Genomic DNA, 18,806 nt, shown 5'->3' on the forward strand with positions numbered 1-18,806 from the left:
GGATCAGGCTGCCCCCAGCTTCACCAGACCGCTGCGACGGTCCGGCGGAGAAGGTCTTTCACCTCCACTCGATCGTGTGGTACTTCGTGGCGCACACCCGTCTCAGCGAAGTCTGACCGGTCTCACCGAAGCTTGACCGGCGTTCCGCGTCGAAACCCACATGCGCTTTCATCGGCGCATCTGCCATCCTCGGCCGCATGCCAGCCCGTAACCGCCGACTGCCACGCGATCTGGCGTGGCCGCTCACCCCGACGGACATCCGCAGCGCCCTCGGCACGCAGGAGACGGATACCGCCGACCTGGATTTCGGCGACCGCCCGTGGGAGGACGGGACCGCGTTGCACGTCGAGTGGGTGCCGCGCCTCTCCTCCAACCACGGCTGCGGTATCCATCCCAGGTGGTGGTGCACGGTACGGATCAGTGTCGCCCCGCTCCCGGCCGCCGAACGGGCCGCGGCCCGACACATCCTGCGGCAGAGCGCGCTTCCCGAACTCGCGGCCTGGATCAGTGCCGCCCGGCACGCGCCGGAAACCTGGACCCTGTCCCGGCACAGTCGCTCCTGGCGGCCCGAAGGCAGCAGCACTGCCCACCGCGACGACCAGCAGCCGTACCCCAGGACAGCAGGCCCGGCAGCCCGTCTGTGAGGCGCATGCAGGGCTCTCAACAGATCTGCGAGAAGCACCGGTACTTCGCACGCCATCCGGCGCTTCTCGACCAACCTGCAAAACCCCAGCCCACGAACAACACCAACCGGCGATTCACCGACCCGCCACCCAGCGAGCACGAGGCCGGCGGACCCGGCAGCGGACGCCGTCCGGCCAACTGCTGCGCGGCGGGTTCAGTGCTCCTGGGCCGTCGGACGCACCATGATCTCGTTGATCGCGGCGTGCGGGGGCTGGGTGACCATGAAGACGATGGAGCGGGCGATGTCCTCCGCCCGCAGCCAGGACTCCTGCGCCATGCCGCGGGCCGCGGCGAGTCCGGGACCGGTCGCCATGTGCGTCGAGGTCAGCCCCGGTTCGATCACACCCACCCGGACGCCGCGCCGGGTCACCTCCTGGCGCAGGACCTCGCTGAACGCGCACACCGCGTGCTTCGTCGCCGAGTACACGCCGTTGCCGCGGCGCACCACACGGCCCGCAGCCGAGCTGACGTTGACCAGGTCGGCGACCTTACGCGGGCCGCCCGCCGCAGCACGCAGTAGGTGCGGCAACGCCGCCTGCGACAGGTGCAGGACAGCCGTCAGGTTGAGGTCGACCATCCGGTCGACCTCCTCGGCGCCGACCTCCTCGACAGCCCCCATCGCAACGTAACCGGCGTTGTTCACCAGCACGTCCAGCCGCCCCAAGCGCTCGGCGACCTCCTCGACGGTGTCCCGGGCCCGTACGGTGTCACGCAGATCGGCGCTGACGACGGCGCACGAGCCGCCATGGGCCCGGATCGTGGCTGCCAGCTCGTTCAGCCTTTCGGTGCTGCGGGCCACCAGCGCCACCGCCGCCCCCTCCCGGGCCAGCGCCAGGACAGTGGCGGCCCCGATACCGCTGGACGCACCCGTCACCAGCGCGACACATCCCGACAGCGCCCCGTCGCTCTCGGCCACGGAGTTCCCCGTCCTTCCGGCGTCCGCATCCGTAGGACCCATGCTGCCAGCCTGCATCAGACGGCCTCGGACCGCCTCCCGCACAGCCACACAGGTCGACCGCGACACCAAGGACGGCGGCCCGGCGGAATCGGGCCCGACGCCGGGCCATTGGGGCCCCACCACCCAGCAGCGGGCAGCACGGCAGTGGGGAAAGGCCGCAGTCGGCGAACCGGACGGCGGCCGTTGCAACACGGCAGGTGCAACACGCCCACCTAGGCCCCTCCGGGCCACATGACACCTGGTCAGACTAATGACACCCTCGCAACGCACCCCAGCGCGACGCCCCGTTGCACCCCCACGCCGACCACCAAGCCCCCGATCCCCACCACCACCCCGGACGGGCACTCAGCGGCCCCGGCACGCCCAGCACGGTCGGCATCCGGCGGTCAGCCCCCCGGGCAGCACCCGCCGCCCAGCGGACGGCACAACAGGCCGGGCCCAGCCCGGCCACCCAGGACGGCCCCGCCTCACATCCGTGCCCGTGCGGTGAACGCCGGCTGACCGCCGGCGAGGCCGGCCGGCGGTCGAGCAGGTGGCCTGGGCACACAGCAGCCTCCTGCGCCGGGTGCAGCGTGGAAAGGCTGCCGCCGGCCTCAGCACGGGAGACCGTCACATGGTGCTGTCACGCCCAGGCCACACACGGGGATCCAGCCCATCCCCGCACATCACAACACGCGACAGCGCCGCTCGCGACAGCAGGACGCGACACGCGGCGCGACAACCCGGCAGCCCCGCCAACCGACGCCAGGAGGCAGCGACCGGCCCGCGCCTGCCCCCCACGGCACAACAGCCCGCCGCCTGCCCGGTCCCGAGCCGCCGTCGGGGCAAATGGTCCAGACAAATCGGTGATCAAGGCCATTGTGCGTTCTCGATCGGAAGCGGGTCATGACCTGCCGATCGATCCGGCCAGTCGGCCGTACGAGCAGGTGCGTCACGGCCGCGGTGCGCCGAGCCCGGAACGGTGAGCGTGATCGTCGCCCTGGAGAACCCCGGCTCGCCCGACCTGGTGGCGGTGCACGCGCCCGCGTGTTCAGGTGCTTGATCCACCGGCTCCTGGGCTGCACGGCCTCGTGCCTGTGCCGCCCCTCTGCGGTGAGGGCCGGACGTGAGCGCGCGTGCCCGATGGTCGGTGCAGCTCGATCCGCTGCCCCCGGGCGGTGTGGGACGCGGCACTGTCGGAAAGCTACCGGAGCAGTCCGCCCTCGGCGCACCGCTGCTCCACCGAGCGGACGAGGTCGATGCCGATGTGCTTCAGGAAGTCTGCCGCCGTGCCGAGCCGCAGCCCGGCGGGGGTGGCCGCGCCGAGCAGGCCGGCGCCGTTGCGGGTGAACTCGGCCAGCAGGGCGTTGCGTTGGGCGCTGGCCAGCATCGAGCGGTACCAGACGTCGTCGTCGATCACGTAGCGCTCGCGGCGGCTGTGCTCGTCGCGTTCGCGCCGGATCAGTTCCTGGCTCTCCAGGTAGGCGATCGCCTTGGAGACCGAGGCCGCGCTCACACCGAGCCGCTGCACCAGCTCGGCGGCGCTCAGGCTGCCGGTGTCGGTGATGTAGAGGCAGCTGAGCACCCGGGCCACCATGCGCGGCAGGCCGAGGGACACCAGCAGGTCGGCGAACTGGCCGGCGAACTCGGCGATGGCGGCCGGATCGCGTCCGTCAGCCACGGCCACGGCATCCTCGGGGGGCCTGGCAGGGCTCGCCTGACGGCGACGGGAACGCTGGGCGGTGGCGCGGTGGGCGCTGGCCGCGCGGTAGCCGCAGGGGCCGCCGTTGCGGGCGATCTCCCGGGCCACCGTGGAGGTGGGGCGGGCGAGTCGGCGGGCGATCTCGGCGTAGTCGAGCCCGGCCACGAGCCCGGCGGCGATCGTGCGGCGGTCTTCCTGGGTCAGCCTGGCACCTGGCATGAGCGGCTCCTCTCCTTGCAGGCGAGTATGCGAGCGGGGCGCGATTGTTGCAACGACGATTGCATTAGCCGACAGGCCCATTGCGATGATTTACCGTCATCTACCTGCGGCTTTAGGGTCCTTGTGGCGACAGGACGTTGATAGATCGTCAAATCTCGCCGTACGGTCTTCACCGACGACGAAAGCAACAACCGATCACAGGGGAAACCACCGCCATGAAGACCACCGCCCGCGCCGCCCTCACCGCCATACTGGCCGGCGCCCTGCTGGCCGCCACCCCGACGGCGTTCGCCGCGGACCGCGACCGCAGCGGCCACCAGGGCCTGCAGTCGGCGCTCGACCAGGCGATCTCCGGGGCCGGCCTGCCGGGGGCGATGGTCGAGGTGAAGAACGGCGGCTCGACCTGGTTCGGCCAGGCCGGCACGGCCGACCTGGCCACCGGCCAGAAGCTCCGTCCGCAGGACCGGTTCCGGATCGGCAGCACCACCAAGACCTTCGTAGCCACCGTGCTGCTCCAGCTGGAGGCCGAGCACAAGCTGAGCCTGGACGACAGTGTCGAGCAGTGGCTGCCGGGGCTGGTGGACGGCAACGGATACGACGGCTCGAAGATCACCATCCGTCAGCTGCTCAACCACACCAGCGGGATCGCCAACTTCGCCACGTCGGACTCGGTCCGGGCGGACTTCAACGGACCGGCCTTCCTGAAGCATCGGTTCGACAGCTTCACGCCGCGTCAGCTGGTCCAGCTCGGGATCAGCGTGAAGCCCGAGTTCGCCCCCGGCACCGGCTGGAAGTACTCCGACACCAACTACGTGCTGGCCGGCATGATCGTGGAGCGGGCCACCGGGCACAGCCTCTCGCAGGAGACCACCGACCGCCTCGTGAAGCCGCTGCACCTGAAGAACACCTACGAGCCGACCGGTGACGACACCCGCATCCACGGCCCGCACGGCCGCTTCTACTCCAAGCTCGGCCCGTTCGACGCCCCCACGCTCCCTGTCTACGACGTCACCGAGCTCAACCCGTCCTGGGGCTACGGCTCCGGCGACATGATCTCCACCGTGGGCGACCTGGACACCTTCTTCCAGGCCCTGCTGAAGGGCCGGCTGCTGCCGCCCGCCCAGATGGACGAGATGTTCGTGATGCAGGACTCGAGCTCCAATTGGATCCCGTCCACCCACTACGGCCTGGGCGTCGCCTCCGTCGACCTCTCCTGCGGCAAGGTCTGGGGCATGGGCGGCGCGATCGACGGCTCCTGGTCCTACACATTCGGCACCCGCGACGGCCGCCACATGGTCTCCACCGAGGTCAACGGCGACTGGGCCAACGGCTCCCAGCTGGGCCCGATCTCGGTCTTCACGGCCGAACTTGAAGCGGAGTTCTGCGGCGACGGCGCGCAGGGTTGAGCGGAGTCGACTTGCCGCGGGTCCGGTTTCGCGGGCCCGCGGCAACTGCCGAGCGAGGGGCCGCTGGACAGGCCAGAACGCCCCCGTGGCGGCCTGACGCGGCTACACCGCCGCTGCCCGGCCGCGGCATTCCGGCCTGCTGACGGGCCGCCGAGGCCCCGCGAGCGGGCCACGGTTCCCCCTGCTGCTCCCCGACTTTGCCTGGTCGTCGGCTGACCGGCCCCGAGACCCACCGTCCCGGCCCTGCGGGGCCCGCTCGCCAGGTTGGCTCAGCCTGCTACCGGCCCGCTACGGGATATCCCCGCCCGCATGCCTCCCCGATGACCACGGAGGCTAGGCGAGTCGGCAGGGCACCTCGAGATCCTCCGAGAGGTAGTAGATGGCGCACACGCGGTGGTAACCGTCGGCGATGATGAGCGGCCGGCCGCGCACCAGCAGGACCGGGGAGAGCTTCTTGCCCTGCTTGACCTTGGCGATGTTCTCGGCGACGTGCACGTTCTCCTTGGGCAGCAGCGGCAGCTCGGACGCCCGCAGAATGTCCTTGGCCTTCTTCACCACGGTGTTGGCGTCGTTGAGCTTCGCCACGACCCGCTGGGCGGCCTCGGGCTCCAACACCAGCTCCAGGTAGTCCAAGGCGGCGGGAAAGTCATGGCTCTCAGGGTCCTTCTTCCAGGCCGGTGATGGCATCTCGTCTCCCTGTGTTTCGGGGTGCTCCTTGTCTGTTTCCCCCGGCGAGCGGCTTTTATCACGGTACGAGGGTGCCTGCCCGGAGAAGCAGAGCCAGCGGCCATCCGACCAGTTCGAGGTGCTCGCCAAGACCGTGCCGCTCCGACGCGGACAGCTGACCCACAGGCCCCCAACCAACCGGCCGCCGGCAGGTCAACCCGGAGTGTTCTGCGAACGGGAGCCCACCGACGACGGTAGCGGCATCCAGTGGAACCGGGCGGAGAAGTTCTACGACCCCACGGAATGGATGCACCACCTCATCGACCACTTCCTCAAGCCCGGCACCACGGCCCGGGGCCACCCCGGGTTCGAGCACTTCACCTTCGACCACGTCCTCAACGGCGTGATCGACGCCGTGGGCGCGGAGGAAGGGGACGAGTGGCAGCTGATCGTCCAGAACAACACGGTTACCACGGTGGAACCGGAACGCGGGGACCCGGACCGGATGTGCGAGCACTGCCTACGGATCGTCCGAAGCGAGGACGCATCCTGCTGCGCCGACGCGGAGACGACGCCGCTCTGGCCGGCTTGAGCACTGCGGCGGGCGGCGGGCGGCCGTACCCCCGTGACGGCCGCCCGCCGCCGTACCGGGCCTACGGGTGGTACACGACCTCCGGGAAGGCCTTCGACGGTCCGTCGAGCAGGTTGCCGCAGTGCCGGTTGCGCAGGTGGAGGTCGAAGAAGGCGCGCGGGTAGGCCTGCTGGATGAGGACGCAGCGGTCGGGGTCGATGGTGCCGACCAGGGACTGGATCTGCTGCTCGGCCATGCCGAGCAGCCTGCCCGCCTGGGGGATCAGCGTCATGTCGTCGCCGTACGAGGGGTGCACGGCGCCGGTGGCCTGGACGTCGAGGCGCCAGCCCCGCAGGTGGCCCCAGAAGGTCTCGACGTACGGGCTGGCGGCCCGGGTGAAGGCGGCGGTCATCATCATGAACGGCCGGTCGATGTCGGTGGTGATGGCGGGGTTCGACTCCATCCGGCCGTCCAGGGTGAGGCCGGCGCGGATGCGCTGGTCGGCGACCATGGCGAGGGCCGCGGCGGTGCCGCCCTTGGACCAGCCGGAGACGCCGATGTTCCGCGCGTCCAGGCCGCCGAGCAGACCGGCCGGCAGGGCGCGGCCGTCGACGTCGGGGTTGCGTCCGTTGGCGAGGTCGACGACGCGTTCGAGCAGGAAGAGCAGGTCGGCGGCGTAGTCACTCGGGTACAGCCCCGGGGCGACGCCGTCCCGGGTGACGACGGTCCCGTCCGGGAACTCGGTGATGCCGTCGTGGGTGTGGTCGACGGTGACGACGGCGAAGCCGTGGCTGGCCAACTCCTGGACCATGATGGTGTGGTCGGCGCGGTGGCCACCCGCGCCGTGCGAGTAGAGGACCACGGGCAGCGGCCGGCCGGTCCGGTGGACGGGCGCGCCCTCGTGGCCAGCGGTGAGCGGGGCGAGCGTGGGAGGGAGCGGGAAGCCGACGTCGTCGAGGAAGGCCTTCAGGGCGCCCTCGGTCATCCAGGGGGCGAGCGGGTACGCGTCGGCGTCCGCGGCCCGGGCCGGGTACCAGACGGTGGCCATCAGCTCGCGGAACCTTCCGGGCCTGGCGTTCGGGTCGAGCCGGGACTCGTCGCGCAGGTGCAGTGGCACCATGCCCACCGGGAAGGGGCCGGTGGGAGCGAGCAGGGTGAGCCGCCCGGGGGAGCCGGCGCCGGAGGGGGCGGTGCCGGAGGGGGCGGGAGCGGGAGCGGCCGAGGCGGTGCGGGCGAGGCCCAGCGGCGCGACGGCGCCCAGGGCGAGGGCTGCGCCCAGCATGCGGCGGCGGCTCGGTCCGGTACGGCGTGCGATCGGCGTGGTGTCCATGCGCGGAACGCTGTCACGCGGGGCGGGTGGGCGGCATCAGCCCACCGATTGATCCTCCGTCACCTCGCATTGGCCCACGGGTTTACATCCCCGGGCTGATGCGGAACGGGTGCGGGCGCCGCGGATGTCCGAACGGCCGCGCGCCGGTTCGGCAGCGCTGTCGGACGTACGCTCCTCCCGCCGGACCACTGGAGTTCCGGACGGGTTCCCCCTCCAGAGGCACCAGCCTCATTCACCGGGACGATGCCGGCGAATCGGCTGACGCCGAAGGATGTGAGCATGAAGACGACGACAATGCCCTCGGCCGCTCCCCCCGCAGGAGGCACCGAGCGCCCCGTTCCGCGCTGGGCCACCGCTACGGCGCGGGCCATCCCGCTGGTGGGACTGCCCGCGTGCCTGTGGCGGCTGCCGTTCGCGTTCGGCTTCACCATGGGGACGGTGCAGGAAAGGACGTACAACTGGTGGGAGATCGCGCCGTACGTCTTCACCCTGAGCACGGTCTCGGAGTGCCTCGCCCTGCTCTCCATCGGCCTGGTGCGCGGGTGGGGCGAGGTCGTGCCCGGCTGGGTCCCGGTGATCGGCGGCCGGCGGGTAGCGCCGGCCGCGGCGATCGTGCCGGCGACCCTCGGCGGGCTGGTGCTGACCGGCGTACTGGTCGAGTGGTCGCTCGGGATCCTCGGCATCATCCCCGGCCTGCACTACACCAACGACTCGTGGCGGGTACTGGCGGTGTGCTGCCAGGCCCTGTTGGTCCTGTGGGGTCCGCTGCTGCTGGCCGTCACCTACGCCTACTGGGTGCGGCGCTGCCGCTGAGCCCGCACCGGCGAATGGATCGGGCCAGACCCGCCGGAAGCTTTCAGCAGCGCCCGGGTTTTCCTTCCGGACCGGTGGTTCGCCTCAGTTCGATGGCGAACCACCGGTCACCTCCGCTCGGTGTGAAGGGCACGACCGGCGATGGAGAAGGCTGTGCACGAGACTCGTCGAGCTCGTTACGGCGGACACCGACCTGTCGTCGTGAGGACGGCGCGGCGGCGCTCGCGGGGCAAGGTTCGGCGAACGCCAGGGCGGCGGACAACGCCGCCTCGGCCACACGGGTGTCGGGGTCGTCGAGGAACGGCGCGACGCCCTGGTACAGCACCGGACTCAGGGCACGCACGGCGACCATCGCCGGGTAACCCTCCAGGTAGTCCTCGTCGAAGTACCGCCGGCCGGCCTCGGCACAGGCGCCGTCGCCGTCCCGGGCGACACCGGCCGGCCAGCCCAGCAGCAGCACACACCCGGTCCCCCGCCCCGGGGCGTTGCTCCGCACGGCGGGCCGGGACAGCCGCGATGCACAGCGTGGCCGGCGCGGTCGCCTCATAGATGGTGTCCTGGTGCCGCACCGGCTCAAGGTCCCGCGCGAGAACCCGGTACGGCTCCGTCCCCGAGCACCCGGCTGCCCACGGCCTCGACGCCGCCGGACTGCACCGGCGGTTCGCCGAGTACCTGTGGCGGCCCGAGTACCTGTGGTAGCCCGAGTGCCTGCGGCTGCTACTGCAGGATTCCGACCGCCCTCGCCACCACCAGCACCACCGTGATCAGCGACACCGCCGACTGCGTCATCATCAGCAGCTTCGCCCAGACCGACAGCGGCATGGTGTCCGTTGGGCTGAAGGCGCAGGCATTGGTGAACGCCACATACAGGTAGTCCGGGTAGGAGGGCTCCCAGCCCGGCTCCGCGATGCCCTCCTGCTGCATCTGGGGGAAGAGGAAGTCCGGGTACGACCTCACCCCCTGGGCGCGGGCCGCCGGGCCGCCTCGGTCCCACTCCCAGTACCAGAGCGAAAAGGCGATGATGTTCGTCGCCCAGACCGCGCCGCCGGTACCGAGCAGCGCCAGCGCGCCCGGTGAGGCAGAAGTGTGGATCAGGTCGCGCACCAGCTTCACCGCCGACCAGCCGTTGGCCAGGCTGATCACCGCCACCAGGGCCAGGCTCAGCGAGCGCAGCAACTGCGACGTCTGATCGATGCGCTTGTGCGGGTTGAGGACCACGAGGGCCACCAGCAGCGCCAGCTCCAGGGTGGGCAGCATCCAATGCGGGTGGATGGTCAGACGGGTCGGCAGGGCCAGCTGCAGGCCCACGGCGACCAGGATCGCCGCCGAGACCGCCCAACGCTGCTCACCGAGAGTGACCGAGCGCCACGCCGGGCGCTCCGGCTTCTCGGGCTCCAGAAGCCGCTCGATCCGCTCCAACCTGCGGTGCAGTACCTCGGAAAGCTGCACCGAGGCATGATGTTCGTGCTCAGTCATGGCGCACAGTGTGTCAGGCGTCTCCTTTCACGATCGCAGCGGTGTCGGGTGCGAGGAAGAGGCCGCCGAGGCGCCTGCTCGGCGGGGCGGCTACCAGGTGTCGCCAGTGAAGATGAGGCGGACGACAACCATTCGGTTGGCAGCGGGCCCGTCGGCTGCTCGTTCTCGTTCCCGTCCCCATTGCCGTCCCACCTGTCCCACCTGTCCCACCTGTCCCACAGTGCGTGGAGACGGTGTTGATCGACCGTCGGTTCTGCTCAGATGGGGTGATCCATGTCCACCCGCCGCCCGTCGGCGGATCCCCCTGGAGGAACCTTGCGTTCTCCCGTCACCTCACGGACCCGGCACCGGATACCGGCGCGGGCCCGCCGCGCGGTCGCGCTGCTCCTCGCCTCCGCCGCCCTCGGCCTCGGCTCGGCGACCGGGGCCGCCGCGGACACCACCCCGCCGCCCGCGCTCAACCTCAACTACCCCTCGTGCCCCTCGGTCCTGTCCGCCGGCGAGTCCGACGGCTGCGTCACCGAGCTGCAGCACCAGCTCAACCTGCGCGGTGCGAACCTGACCGTCGACGGTTCCTTCGGCCCGGCCACCACCACCGCCGTGCAGAACTACCAGACCTCCGCCCGGCTGGGCGTCGACGGCCAGGTCGGGCCGGCCACCAAGAGCGCGCTGTACGCGGTCTCGCTGACGCCGGTCACGCTGACCTCACTCCGGTGCCCGGCGACCATCCACGCGGGCCAGCAGGACGGCTGCGTGACCGAGCTGCAGAACCTGCTCAACGCGCACGGTGCGAACCTGACCGCCGACGGTTCCTTCGGCCCGGCCACCACCACCGCCGTGCAGAACTACCAGACCTCCGCCGGACTCGCCGCCGACGGCTACGTCGGCCCCGCGACCAAGGCCTCGCTGTACAACCTCCCCGCCCCGGTGACCCCGCCCTCCCAGGGCGCCGGCCTGTACGCGGCCGTCGTCAGCCTCGCGCAGGACGCCACCCGGCAGTACATCCCCTACGCCTGGGACGGCGGCAAGGACTCGACTCCTGGGCCCACGTACGGCAACTGCGCCCTCTACACCGGCGCGATCAACCCGTGCCCGGCCGGCAACACCGTAGGCCTGGACTGCTCGGGGTTCACCCGCTGGATCTACTGGCAGGCCGGCGCCGGCGACATCGGCCTGGCGACGGACAACCAGATCGCCAACCCCCGGTTCCACACGGTCGACCAGTCCCAGGCGGTCCCCGGTGACCTGGTGTTCTTCGGCGCCAACGCGAGCTCCCCGGAACACGTCGGCATCTACACCGGGACCGTCAACGGGGTGCCGATGATGATCAACGCGCCCTTCACCGGCGCCTACACACGCTCGGACCCGGTCAGCATGGCGTCCAATCTGATCGGTTACTACCACTACGCGCTCTGACGGCAGGCCTTCTCGGTTTCCCGTGAGCTCCGCCAGACGTCCGGACGGGCTGTCATCGCACTGTCGTCGGTGACAACTCGCCCGGACGCGCATCGCCCGGCAGCAGTCGCGCTCCCGGTGCGGTGCGACGGCGGCTCTGAAGATGGCCGACTCCGGGCGAAGCGCCGGGCTGATGAGTCCCGCGGTGCGCGCCTGCATGGACTTCGGTCACGGCCCCACCCACCGGCGTCGGCCCGCTGCGAACACCACCGCATCATTCACCGCAGCGCAACCGTGTTCCTCGACCGGACCTGGCATGGCCAGGCACTGATCCGGCTGAGATCTCAAACCGGTCTGAGACATCTCCAGTCTCACATCCATCGCCGTCCCAAAATCCAGGTCATCGACGTGAGATACCCTCACCGGCCCCTGGGGCCTGAGTGAGACACCATCAGCTACCCGTCGTGTGCGTACCTTTGTGGTGAGCCCGGAAGCCCGTCCGTGGCGCGCACAGCATGGACATCCCGACGAGGACCGTCCCTGCTGCCTGAATCCGCCCATCCAACACCCGATCAAAGGAACGCATACACGATGGCCAGCCGTAAGCGCATAGCCGCACTTGCCACAGCAACCACCCCCCTCCTCCTCGCCCTCACCGTCACCACCCCCGCCCACGCCGATGGCTACACCGAGATCAGGTTCAACGGCGGATACTGCCTGGACGTCCAGGGCGGGGACTTCTCTCCCGGCACTCCCGTGCAGATCTGGGGCTGCAACGACACCGACGCCCAGAACTGGTCGATCGAATCGGCGGACGCCACCCACTTCTACATCGTCGCCAAGCACTGGTCGGGCGACAAGCAGCCGCTGTGCCTGAACAACTGGGAGGGCGGCGACAGCCAGGGCAACCACCTCAAGCTCCACTACTGCAGCCAGTCCAACGCCGGTGACGTCCTGTGGAACAAGACGTACTACGGCGGGAAGGTCCAGCTCCAGCCGAAGGTGGCGTCCAACAACTGCCTGGACGCCTGGGGTGGCCTGTCCCAGGGGGCGGCGGCGCGTCTGTACGGCTGCACCGACGCCGCCGGAGAGAACGTCTCGTCCCCCACCGGCGCCTTCTAGCGCCCAGCCCCGATCAGCGGCACTCCCACCAGCCGCCCAACTCGTCCCGGCCGCCGGCGCCATGAGCGTCGGCGGCCGGCCATATCAATCAATGAGGAAGAACCGATGAAGAAGATCACGGCCGCTCTCGGCCTCGCCGGAACGCTCGCCGCGTCCATGACCGCGCTCGCACCGACGGCATCCGCCACGGACTCGTGCCCCTGGCCGTACGTGTGCTTCGAGGACGGGAACGGCAACATCCTCACCATGTACCGGGACCAGGGCTGGCAGAACACCAGCTCACTGACCCAGTCCGCCTCCTACGTCACCGACGCCCGCCACGACGACTGCGCCCAGCTGAAGTACTCCGACGGCTACATCGACAAGATCTACCCCGGACAGGGATGGACCCTGCACTCGCCGATCGTCGCGATCAACATCCTCAGCGGCTGCTGACCCGTCACCGGACGACCGGGCATCACCGCGGATCAGGTCGGACACCAACCGCATGGCGGCACCGCCCTGATCGGTCAGACCCCAGAAGCGGCCGAGCAGGCCTCACGCCGATGGCCCGGCCGAGTTCGTGACCCTGCCGCAGCCCCGGCCGCGAAGGCCTGGCACCTCACCGCCCAGGGCGCGGCAGTGACGGCGACCCTCCCGGAGGCCCGGCGCCCGGCCGCCCACGTGCCGGACGCCGGGCAGCTCGCCGTCCGGCACGGCCGCAGGAACCCCTCCTCCGGGGCCTTACGTCCCATGTCTCCAGGCTCGCCCCAGGCCATTCTCGCCGCAAGCGCGGTAACGCACAGTCACCGCCCCCTCGGCTCGTCTCGCCATGGACGCGGCGGCCTTCGTGATCTCACCGATCCTGACCGAGGCCCCGAGCTCGCTGCCGAGGGCCGGTCCCGTCCCGCTCGGCACGTTGAGGGTTCGATTGCACATTCCACAACTCCCAAGCCCCGAGAGGACTGCGACCGGAGCCGGGCCTAGCGTGGAGAACAGGGAAACCGCAAACCGAGCACCACGTGCAACCATCCCGATCGACAGGAGAACCGATCATGGCATCGCAGCACGAGGCAGCCTTCCCCAGTTTCGCCGATTTCATGGACTCCATCGCCTCGGCCCGGCACGAGGACTTCGTGCGCCGGTCGGTGGCGGGCACGACGAGCGCGGAGGAGTTCTCCGCGATGGCGCACTACATCAGGGACCTCTACGCGGGCATCGAGGTCACCCACAGCTTCCTGGACGACAACGGACAGGTCTTCGACTGCATCCCGATCGGCAGCCAGCCGGCCCTGCGAGGCAACTCCAGCCTTCCCCCCGCGGCCCCGGATCCTCCAGCCACGGCCGGGCAGCACGACGCCGGCCAGAGTCTGCCGATACAGCCGCAACTGCGGTCCGACCGGCTGGACAGGTTCGGCCACTCGATGTCCTGCTCGCCCGGCACGATCGCGATGCGCCGAATCACCCTCGAGGAGATGGCGAGGCGGGGCAGCGTACGGAACTTCCACCAGAAGTATCCGCAGGGGATGAGCCCCCGCCACCGTCCGAGCGGTCCTGACGACTCGCGCCAGTACGCGACAGCCGTCCAGACGGTCGACAACCTCGGTGGCCACAGCTACGTCAACGTCTGGGGCCCGCGGGTTACCGGGCCGGACGCCTTCTCCCTCTCCCAGCAGTGGTACACCGGCGGTTCACCACAGCAGAACATCGAGTGCGGTTACCAGGTCTTCCCGGGGAAGTACGGCACCACTCAGCCGGTCCTCTTCATCTACTGGACAGCCGACGACTACAGGACCACCGGATGCTACAACCTCGAATGCACGGCATTCGTCCAGACGAACAGCTCCTGGGTCCTCGGCGGCACGCTCGCCCCTGTGAGCGTGCCGGGGGGCGCTCAGACGGAGCTCGATGTCGCCTGGTACCTCTCGGGCGGGAACTGGTGGCTCTACCTGAACGACATTGCGGTGGGCTACTACCCGGCTTCGCTCTTCGGGAACGGCCAGCTCGCGACCAACGCCCAGGAAATCGAGTACGGCGGTGAGACCTGGGTGCAGAACTCCGCGACATGGCCGCCGATGGGCAGCGGCCAGTTCGCTGCGGGCGGCTGGCAGATCGCCGCCTACCACCGGGACATCCAGTACGTCGCGACCGACAACACGCCTCAGTTCGCGAAGCTGACCGGGGTCCAGACAGCCCCGAGTTGCTACACCGCGCTGGCCAACAGCGGTCCCCAACCCTGGAACGAGTACCTCTTCTACGGCGGGCCGGGCGGCACCACCTGCCCCTGACCCAGCCTCACGCGACGACGGCGCGCCACCGCACACTACCGGTGCGTCCGCTCCCGTGCGTGGACGCGGGGGTGCTTCGCTCGACGACCGCCCTTCGGCCCCATCCGCGCCGGCGGCAGCGACGGCTCCACCAGGGCCCACTGCGCGTCCTGCCTGCTCCCTGCGGTTGACCCGATCCCGGCACGTTCTGGCCCATGAGGCGGCCTTGTGGCGTGAGGGCTATTCGTACAGTCGCTTGAGCCATTCGGCCAGGAGGTGCTGTTCGGCGGAGGTGAGGGCGTTCTGCTCAGGCAGTGATGCGTGCAGGGCGAGGGCGGCACCGGCCGGCCCCTGTTCGCGGACGGCCGGTTCCTCGGTGGTGACGGCGCCGACCATCGCCTCGCGCAGCGTGGTCAACAATGCCGGATCGCGCGCGTTCTCGGGTAGGGACAGCCACGTCAGGACGGCACCGCGGGCGGTGGCGTTGACGATCTGGGCCGCGAGGTCCTCCCCGACGCGCAGGAGACCCGCGGCGGCCAGGCGGCGGATGCGCTCCATGAGGATCTCCAGACCCATCCGGAAGACGGCCGAGGCGCGGGTGGGCTCGCCGTACATCAGCACGTAGAGCGCCGGGTTGGCCAGCCCGAACTCGACGGCCGTGTCCCAGCCGGTACGCAGTTCACGGACCGGGTCCTCATCCTTGCCGGTCAGGTCCTTCGCGGCGAGGAACTGTGCGAAACCGTGTTCGGCCACAGCGTCGAGCAGGCCCTCCTTGTCGCCGAAGAGCCGGTACAGCGCGGGCGGCTGAAGTCCGGCGGCGTCAGCGACCGCACGAGTGGTGACCGCGTCGCGGCCCCCGCGCTCCAACAGGTCGATCGCCGCTTCGATGATCTTCCGGCGGGTCCGTTCGCGCGCCGAGAGGCCGTTCTCTGCGGCGCGCCGTCCGGAGGTGGGATCCATGGCCATGATCAATGTTAACTCTCAGACGATACCGTCGCGAATGCCAGCGATACCACCTGAGCGGTTCCATTGATACTATCGCTGATATCGTTAAAATGGTTCCATCGGAAGTGCAGTGAGGAGCGGCGCATGCCTGACCGTCTCAAGATCATCGGCCTGGAAGAGACCGTCGTCGTCCCTTCCGTCTTCGAGGCGTATCAGCGGGCCGGATCGCCTCAGATCCCGGCCCGCGGCTTCGGCGACGACCCCATCGCGAAGAACCTGCACGAGGTCGGCGAACAGCGGCTGGCCCACATGGACGACCAGGGCATCGACGTGGCCGTCCTGTCCCTCTCATCGCCGGGCGTGCAGGACCTGCCCGAGGCGGACGCGATCGCCGTGGCCCGCGACGCCAACGACGAGCTTGCCGCGATCGTCGCCTCCCACCCCGACCGGTTCCAGGCGTTCGCCGCGATTCCCACCCAGTCACCGGCCGCGGCCGCGGCCGAACTGGAGCGCGCGGTGATCGAGCTGGGCTTCCCCGGCGCCATGCTGTACGGGCGCACCGGCGACAAGCTGGCCGACCACCCCGACAACGACGAGTTGTACGCCGCCGCCGAGCGCCTCGGCGTGCCGCTGCACTTCCACCCGCAGACACCCGTCAAGCCCGTCATCGATGCCTACTACTCCGACCTCGGCACCATGAGCATGATCCTGGCCGGGGCCGGCATCGGCTGGTACTACGACCTCGGCATCCAGTACCTGCGCATGATCTTCTCCGGCGTCTTCGACCGCTTCCCCGACTTGCAGGTCATCGCCGGGCACTGGGGCGAGGTCACCATGTTCTACCTCGACCACGTCGGGTTCTTCGCCGAGACGGGCGGCCTGAGGCAGCCTCTCGCCGACTACTGGAAGAAGAACTTCTGGGTCGCGGGCAGCGGCACCAACAGCCCCCGGTACCTGCGCTGGACCTCGGAGGTCATGGGAACCGACCGCATGCTGTACTCCACCGACTACCCCTTCACCTACGGCTTCCGCCCCGGCGGCTTCCCCTACGTCGACACCAGCAACGGCGAAGCCCGCTCCTTCCTCGAGAACTCCCCCTTCACCGACGACCAGAAGGCCGACATCGGCCACCGCAACTGGGAACGCCTCACCGCCCTCGCCAAGCGCCCGGCCAAGTAGGACACGCCCGCACGGGACCGGTCCGTCAGCGGCCTCCACAGCTCAGTACGACCGGTCCCGCGCCACCCCGGGCCCGGAAGATCGGTACACTCCGCTCCGCACAGGCCCACCGCCGGCGCCTTCGCCGAACACCCATCACCCGACCACGCCGGCCGATGCGCCTGGGCCGCGACCGCCGAGTTCGCCGACTTCACCAGGACGGGGTGGTTCACACCTCGCCACCTTCATCCGGACGTCGCCGGCTCGGCTGGGACCGGACACCCGGGCCGGCGGCCGCCGCGTCCAGCGACCGGCCCGCCACAGGCGCCGCAACCTCGCCGCACGCACCCGCCCACCCCACCACAAAAGGAAGAGCGGCGCCTGCGGCTTCGAAGACCTCAACACCGAGCCCTGACACTGCGGGACCAGCGGAAACCACGTGCGGAGTCGTTCAGCGGACCCAGGCGCCGGTGAGGGTCTGGACGGCGGAGCCGTCGAGGTCGGCGAGCGTGGTGGCGACGAAGTCGCGGGCCCACTCGGAGGTCTGGATCCGGAAGGCCGGGTGGTCGGCGGTCAGGGCGTCGATGATCGGGGCGGCGGCCTCGGCCGGGGTCTGGGCGTTGCCGTAGGACTGCTGGGTGCGGGCGATGTACGCCTGGAGGGCCGGGGCGTAGGGACCGGCGGCAGCGAGCAGGGCGGGAACGTCCAGGCCGATGTTGGCGACGAACTCGCTCGCGACCGCGCCCGGTTCGACCACGGTGACGTCGACGCCGACGGTGGCGGCGACGGGGGCGAGGGACTCCATGAAGCCCTCGACGGCGAACTTGGCCGCGCAGTAGGCCTCGTTGAAGGGCTGGCCCACCATGCCGCCGACGCTGGTGACGGTGATCACCCGGCCCCGCGTGGCGCGCAGGTGGGGCAGGGCGGCGCGGGTGGCGGCCACCACACCGAAGAAGTTGACCTCCATGGCGGCGCGGACGTCGTCGACGCTCATCAGTTCGATGGTGCCGACCTGGGCGGCGCCGGCGTTGTTGACCAGCGCGTCGAGGCGGCCGTGCTCGGCGATCACCTCGTCCAGGCAGGCGGCGATGCTTGCGGGGTCGGTCACGTCCAGGCGCTTGACCTGGATGCGGTCAGCCACACCCGCCTCGGCGGCGGCGTTGAGGAGCGCCTCGGCCTTGCCGGTGTCGCGCATGGTGGCGATGGTCGTCCAGCCCGCCCGGGCGGCGCCGATGGCGGCGGCCAGGCCGATACCGGAGGACGTGCCGGTGATCAGGACGGTCTTCGGGGAAGTCATCAGGATGCTCCTTGCCTATCGAGGGTACGTGGCGTCGACCAATAACCGGGGAGTTCCCCGGTTATCCGCAACAGTAACCGGGGAACTCCCTGGTTGTCCAAGTAGACTGATCACCTGACGAAGGGAGCAGCCTTGACCACCCAGCCGAGCCCGCTGCGCGCCGATGCCCGCCGCAACCGGGAGCGCATCCTCGAAGCGGCCGTGCGCGCCTTCTCCGAGAAGGGCGCGGACGTTCCGATCGACACGATCGCCAAGGCCGCGGGCGTCGGCTCGGCCACGCTCTACCGCCACTTCCCCACGCGCGAGGCACTGGTCGAGGCCGCCTACCGCAACGAGCTGGCCCGGGTCTGCGACAGCGCCGCCGAGTTGCTGGCCGACAACCCGGCGGATGCGGCGATGCGCCTGTGGATGGACAGGTTCATCGACTACCTGGCCGCCAAGCAGGGCATGGCGGACGCCCTGCGGGCCGCGGTCGCCTCCGGTGCGGACCCCTTCGCCGAGACCCTCGACAAGCTGAGCACCGCGATCGGCACCCTGTTGCACGCCGGCGCCGAAGCCGGTCTCCTGCGCCCGGACATCGAGCCCATCGACGTCGGCCTCAGCCTCAGCGGCATAGCGCTGATCACCAGCGCTCCCGCCCAACGCGAACGGGCCGGCCGCCTGCTCGACCTGCTCCTCGACGGGCTCCGCCACGGGACAGACCGATAGCCCATCCCCCCGGGCTCGCTGTACGGGCCCTTCCCGTTCACGATCTCCCCATGTCGCAACGTGCCGTCCCCCGACGGCACTGCGCGGGCCCAGCCGCGGACAGCACTCCCGAGGCGGTAGACCCCTGCCGG

The 18,806-nt window shown here is 70.3% G+C and carries 18 protein-coding genes; 10 read left to right on the forward strand and 8 right to left on the reverse strand.

What is annotated here, in order from left to right:
- The first annotated feature begins 197 nt into the window (after positions 1-197).
- The gene (locus ABZW30_RS39200; RefSeq protein WP_355676072.1) at positions 198-644 is read left to right on the forward strand and encodes a hypothetical protein; all 447 of its coding nucleotides are present in this window, start codon (positions 198-200) and stop codon (positions 642-644) included.
- A gap of 194 nt (positions 645-838) precedes the next feature.
- On the opposite strand, the gene ABZW30_RS39205 is transcribed toward ABZW30_RS39200, so the two are convergent.
- Positions 839-1,600: an SDR family NAD(P)-dependent oxidoreductase gene (locus tag ABZW30_RS39205; protein ID WP_355676073.1), complete on the reverse strand. Its 762-nt coding sequence runs from the start codon at positions 1,598-1,600 to the stop codon at positions 839-841.
- 1,225 nt (positions 1,601-2,825) lie between these two features.
- Positions 2,826-3,542, reverse strand: a complete 717-nt coding sequence (locus ABZW30_RS39210; RefSeq protein WP_355676074.1) for a MarR family transcriptional regulator — start codon at positions 3,540-3,542, stop codon at positions 2,826-2,828.
- Between the two features lie 215 nt (positions 3,543-3,757).
- Here ABZW30_RS39210 and ABZW30_RS39215 point away from each other — a divergent pair, with 215 nt between their 5' ends.
- Positions 3,758-4,948 carry a serine hydrolase domain-containing protein gene (locus ABZW30_RS39215; RefSeq protein WP_355676075.1) on the forward strand — a complete coding sequence of 397 codons (1,191 nt, stop codon included), beginning with the start codon at positions 3,758-3,760 and terminating at the stop codon, positions 4,946-4,948.
- Positions 4,949-5,281: 333 nt separating this feature from the next.
- On the opposite strand, the gene ABZW30_RS39220 is transcribed toward ABZW30_RS39215, so the two are convergent.
- Positions 5,282-5,635, reverse strand: coding sequence for a hypothetical protein (locus ABZW30_RS39220; protein WP_355676076.1), 354 nt, complete (start codon positions 5,633-5,635; stop codon positions 5,282-5,284).
- Positions 5,636-5,837: 202 nt separating this feature from the next.
- Here ABZW30_RS39220 and ABZW30_RS39225 point away from each other — a divergent pair, with 202 nt between their 5' ends.
- Positions 5,838-6,206, forward strand: coding sequence for a hypothetical protein (locus ABZW30_RS39225; RefSeq protein ID WP_355676077.1), 369 nt, complete (start codon positions 5,838-5,840; stop codon positions 6,204-6,206).
- Between the two features lie 61 nt (positions 6,207-6,267).
- Here ABZW30_RS39225 and ABZW30_RS39230 read toward each other — a convergent pair whose 3' ends face one another.
- Positions 6,268-7,515, reverse strand: a complete 1,248-nt coding sequence (locus tag ABZW30_RS39230; protein WP_355676078.1) for an acetylhydrolase — start codon at positions 7,513-7,515, stop codon at positions 6,268-6,270.
- Positions 7,516-7,794: 279 nt separating this feature from the next.
- Between ABZW30_RS39230 and ABZW30_RS39235 the strand changes: the two genes are divergently transcribed.
- Positions 7,795-8,328, forward strand: a complete 534-nt coding sequence (locus tag ABZW30_RS39235) for a hypothetical protein (protein ID WP_355676079.1) — start codon at positions 7,795-7,797, stop codon at positions 8,326-8,328.
- A gap of 43 nt (positions 8,329-8,371) precedes the next feature.
- On the opposite strand, the gene ABZW30_RS39240 is transcribed toward ABZW30_RS39235, so the two are convergent.
- Both ABZW30_RS39240 and ABZW30_RS39245 read right to left on the reverse strand, forming a co-directional pair.
- On the reverse strand, positions 8,372-8,788 hold the full coding sequence (locus tag ABZW30_RS39240) for a hypothetical protein (RefSeq protein ID WP_355676080.1): 417 nt from the start codon (positions 8,786-8,788) through the stop codon (positions 8,372-8,374).
- A gap of 257 nt (positions 8,789-9,045) precedes the next feature.
- On the reverse strand, positions 9,046-9,804 hold the full coding sequence (locus ABZW30_RS39245; RefSeq protein WP_355676081.1) for a hypothetical protein: 759 nt from the start codon (positions 9,802-9,804) through the stop codon (positions 9,046-9,048).
- A 315-nt stretch (positions 9,805-10,119) separates the two neighbouring features.
- On the opposite strand from ABZW30_RS39245, the gene ABZW30_RS39250 reads away from it, so the two are divergent.
- The 4 genes from ABZW30_RS39250 (at position 10,120) to ABZW30_RS39265 (ending at position 14,588) form a co-directional block, all read left to right on the forward strand.
- Complete coding sequence (locus ABZW30_RS39250; protein WP_355676082.1) at positions 10,120-11,220, forward strand: peptidoglycan-binding protein; 1,101 nt, start codon at positions 10,120-10,122, stop codon at positions 11,218-11,220.
- Between the two features lie 570 nt (positions 11,221-11,790).
- Positions 11,791-12,321 (forward strand): ricin-type beta-trefoil lectin domain protein, encoded by a 531-nt coding sequence (locus ABZW30_RS39255; protein ID WP_355676083.1) that lies wholly within the window; start codon positions 11,791-11,793, stop codon positions 12,319-12,321.
- 105 nt (positions 12,322-12,426) lie between these two features.
- Entirely contained in the window at positions 12,427-12,756 is a 330-nt protein-coding gene (locus tag ABZW30_RS39260; RefSeq protein WP_355676084.1) for a hypothetical protein, read from the forward strand.
- Positions 12,757-13,355: 599 nt separating this feature from the next.
- Positions 13,356-14,588: a neprosin family prolyl endopeptidase gene (locus ABZW30_RS39265; protein ID WP_355676085.1), complete on the forward strand. Its 1,233-nt coding sequence runs from the start codon at positions 13,356-13,358 to the stop codon at positions 14,586-14,588.
- Positions 14,589-14,807: 219 nt separating this feature from the next.
- On the opposite strand, the gene ABZW30_RS39270 is transcribed toward ABZW30_RS39265, so the two are convergent.
- On the reverse strand, positions 14,808-15,527 hold the full coding sequence (locus tag ABZW30_RS39270) for a TetR/AcrR family transcriptional regulator (protein WP_355676104.1): 720 nt from the start codon (positions 15,525-15,527) through the stop codon (positions 14,808-14,810).
- A gap of 129 nt (positions 15,528-15,656) precedes the next feature.
- Here ABZW30_RS39270 and ABZW30_RS39275 point away from each other — a divergent pair, with 129 nt between their 5' ends.
- A complete protein-coding gene (locus ABZW30_RS39275) occupies positions 15,657-16,691 on the forward strand; it encodes an amidohydrolase family protein (protein ID WP_355676086.1) in 1,035 nt (344 codons plus the stop codon).
- Positions 16,692-17,121: 430 nt separating this feature from the next.
- On the opposite strand, the gene ABZW30_RS39280 is transcribed toward ABZW30_RS39275, so the two are convergent.
- Positions 17,122-17,967, reverse strand: a complete 846-nt coding sequence (locus tag ABZW30_RS39280; RefSeq protein WP_355676087.1) for an SDR family NAD(P)-dependent oxidoreductase — start codon at positions 17,965-17,967, stop codon at positions 17,122-17,124.
- A 132-nt stretch (positions 17,968-18,099) separates the two neighbouring features.
- Between ABZW30_RS39280 and ABZW30_RS39285 the strand changes: the two genes are divergently transcribed.
- Positions 18,100-18,675 carry a helix-turn-helix domain-containing protein gene (locus ABZW30_RS39285; RefSeq protein ID WP_355676088.1) on the forward strand — a complete coding sequence of 192 codons (576 nt, stop codon included), beginning with the start codon at positions 18,100-18,102 and terminating at the stop codon, positions 18,673-18,675.
- Positions 18,676-18,806: the final 131 nt, after the last annotated feature.

The sequence above is a fragment of the Kitasatospora sp. NPDC004669 genome (genome assembly GCF_040609455.1).
Classification (GTDB): Bacteria; Actinomycetota; Actinomycetes; order Streptomycetales; family Streptomycetaceae; genus Kitasatospora.

Coding starts and splice junctions, on each gene's coding strand:
- ABZW30_RS39200 (WP_355676072.1), top strand. CDS start 198: ATGCCAGCCCGTAACCGCCGACTGCCACGCGATCTGGCGTGGCCGCTC.
- ABZW30_RS39210 (WP_355676074.1), bottom strand. CDS start 3,542: ATGCCAGGTGCCAGGCTGACCCAGGAAGACCGCCGCACGATCGCCGCC.
- ABZW30_RS39215 (WP_355676075.1), top strand. CDS start 3,758: ATGAAGACCACCGCCCGCGCCGCCCTCACCGCCATACTGGCCGGCGCC.
- ABZW30_RS39220 (WP_355676076.1), bottom strand. CDS start 5,635: ATGCCATCACCGGCCTGGAAGAAGGACCCTGAGAGCCATGACTTTCCC.
- ABZW30_RS39230 (WP_355676078.1), bottom strand. CDS start 7,515: ATGGACACCACGCCGATCGCACGCCGTACCGGACCGAGCCGCCGCCGC.
- ABZW30_RS39235 (WP_355676079.1), top strand. CDS start 7,795: ATGAAGACGACGACAATGCCCTCGGCCGCTCCCCCCGCAGGAGGCACC.
- ABZW30_RS39245 (WP_355676081.1), bottom strand. CDS start 9,804: ATGACTGAGCACGAACATCATGCCTCGGTGCAGCTTTCCGAGGTACTG.
- ABZW30_RS39255 (WP_355676083.1), top strand. CDS start 11,791: ATGGCCAGCCGTAAGCGCATAGCCGCACTTGCCACAGCAACCACCCCC.
- ABZW30_RS39260 (WP_355676084.1), top strand. CDS start 12,427: ATGAAGAAGATCACGGCCGCTCTCGGCCTCGCCGGAACGCTCGCCGCG.
- ABZW30_RS39265 (WP_355676085.1), top strand. CDS start 13,356: ATGGCATCGCAGCACGAGGCAGCCTTCCCCAGTTTCGCCGATTTCATG.
- ABZW30_RS39270 (WP_355676104.1), bottom strand. CDS start 15,527: ATGGATCCCACCTCCGGACGGCGCGCCGCAGAGAACGGCCTCTCGGCG.
- ABZW30_RS39275 (WP_355676086.1), top strand. CDS start 15,657: ATGCCTGACCGTCTCAAGATCATCGGCCTGGAAGAGACCGTCGTCGTC.
- ABZW30_RS39280 (WP_355676087.1), bottom strand. CDS start 17,967: ATGACTTCCCCGAAGACCGTCCTGATCACCGGCACGTCCTCCGGTATC.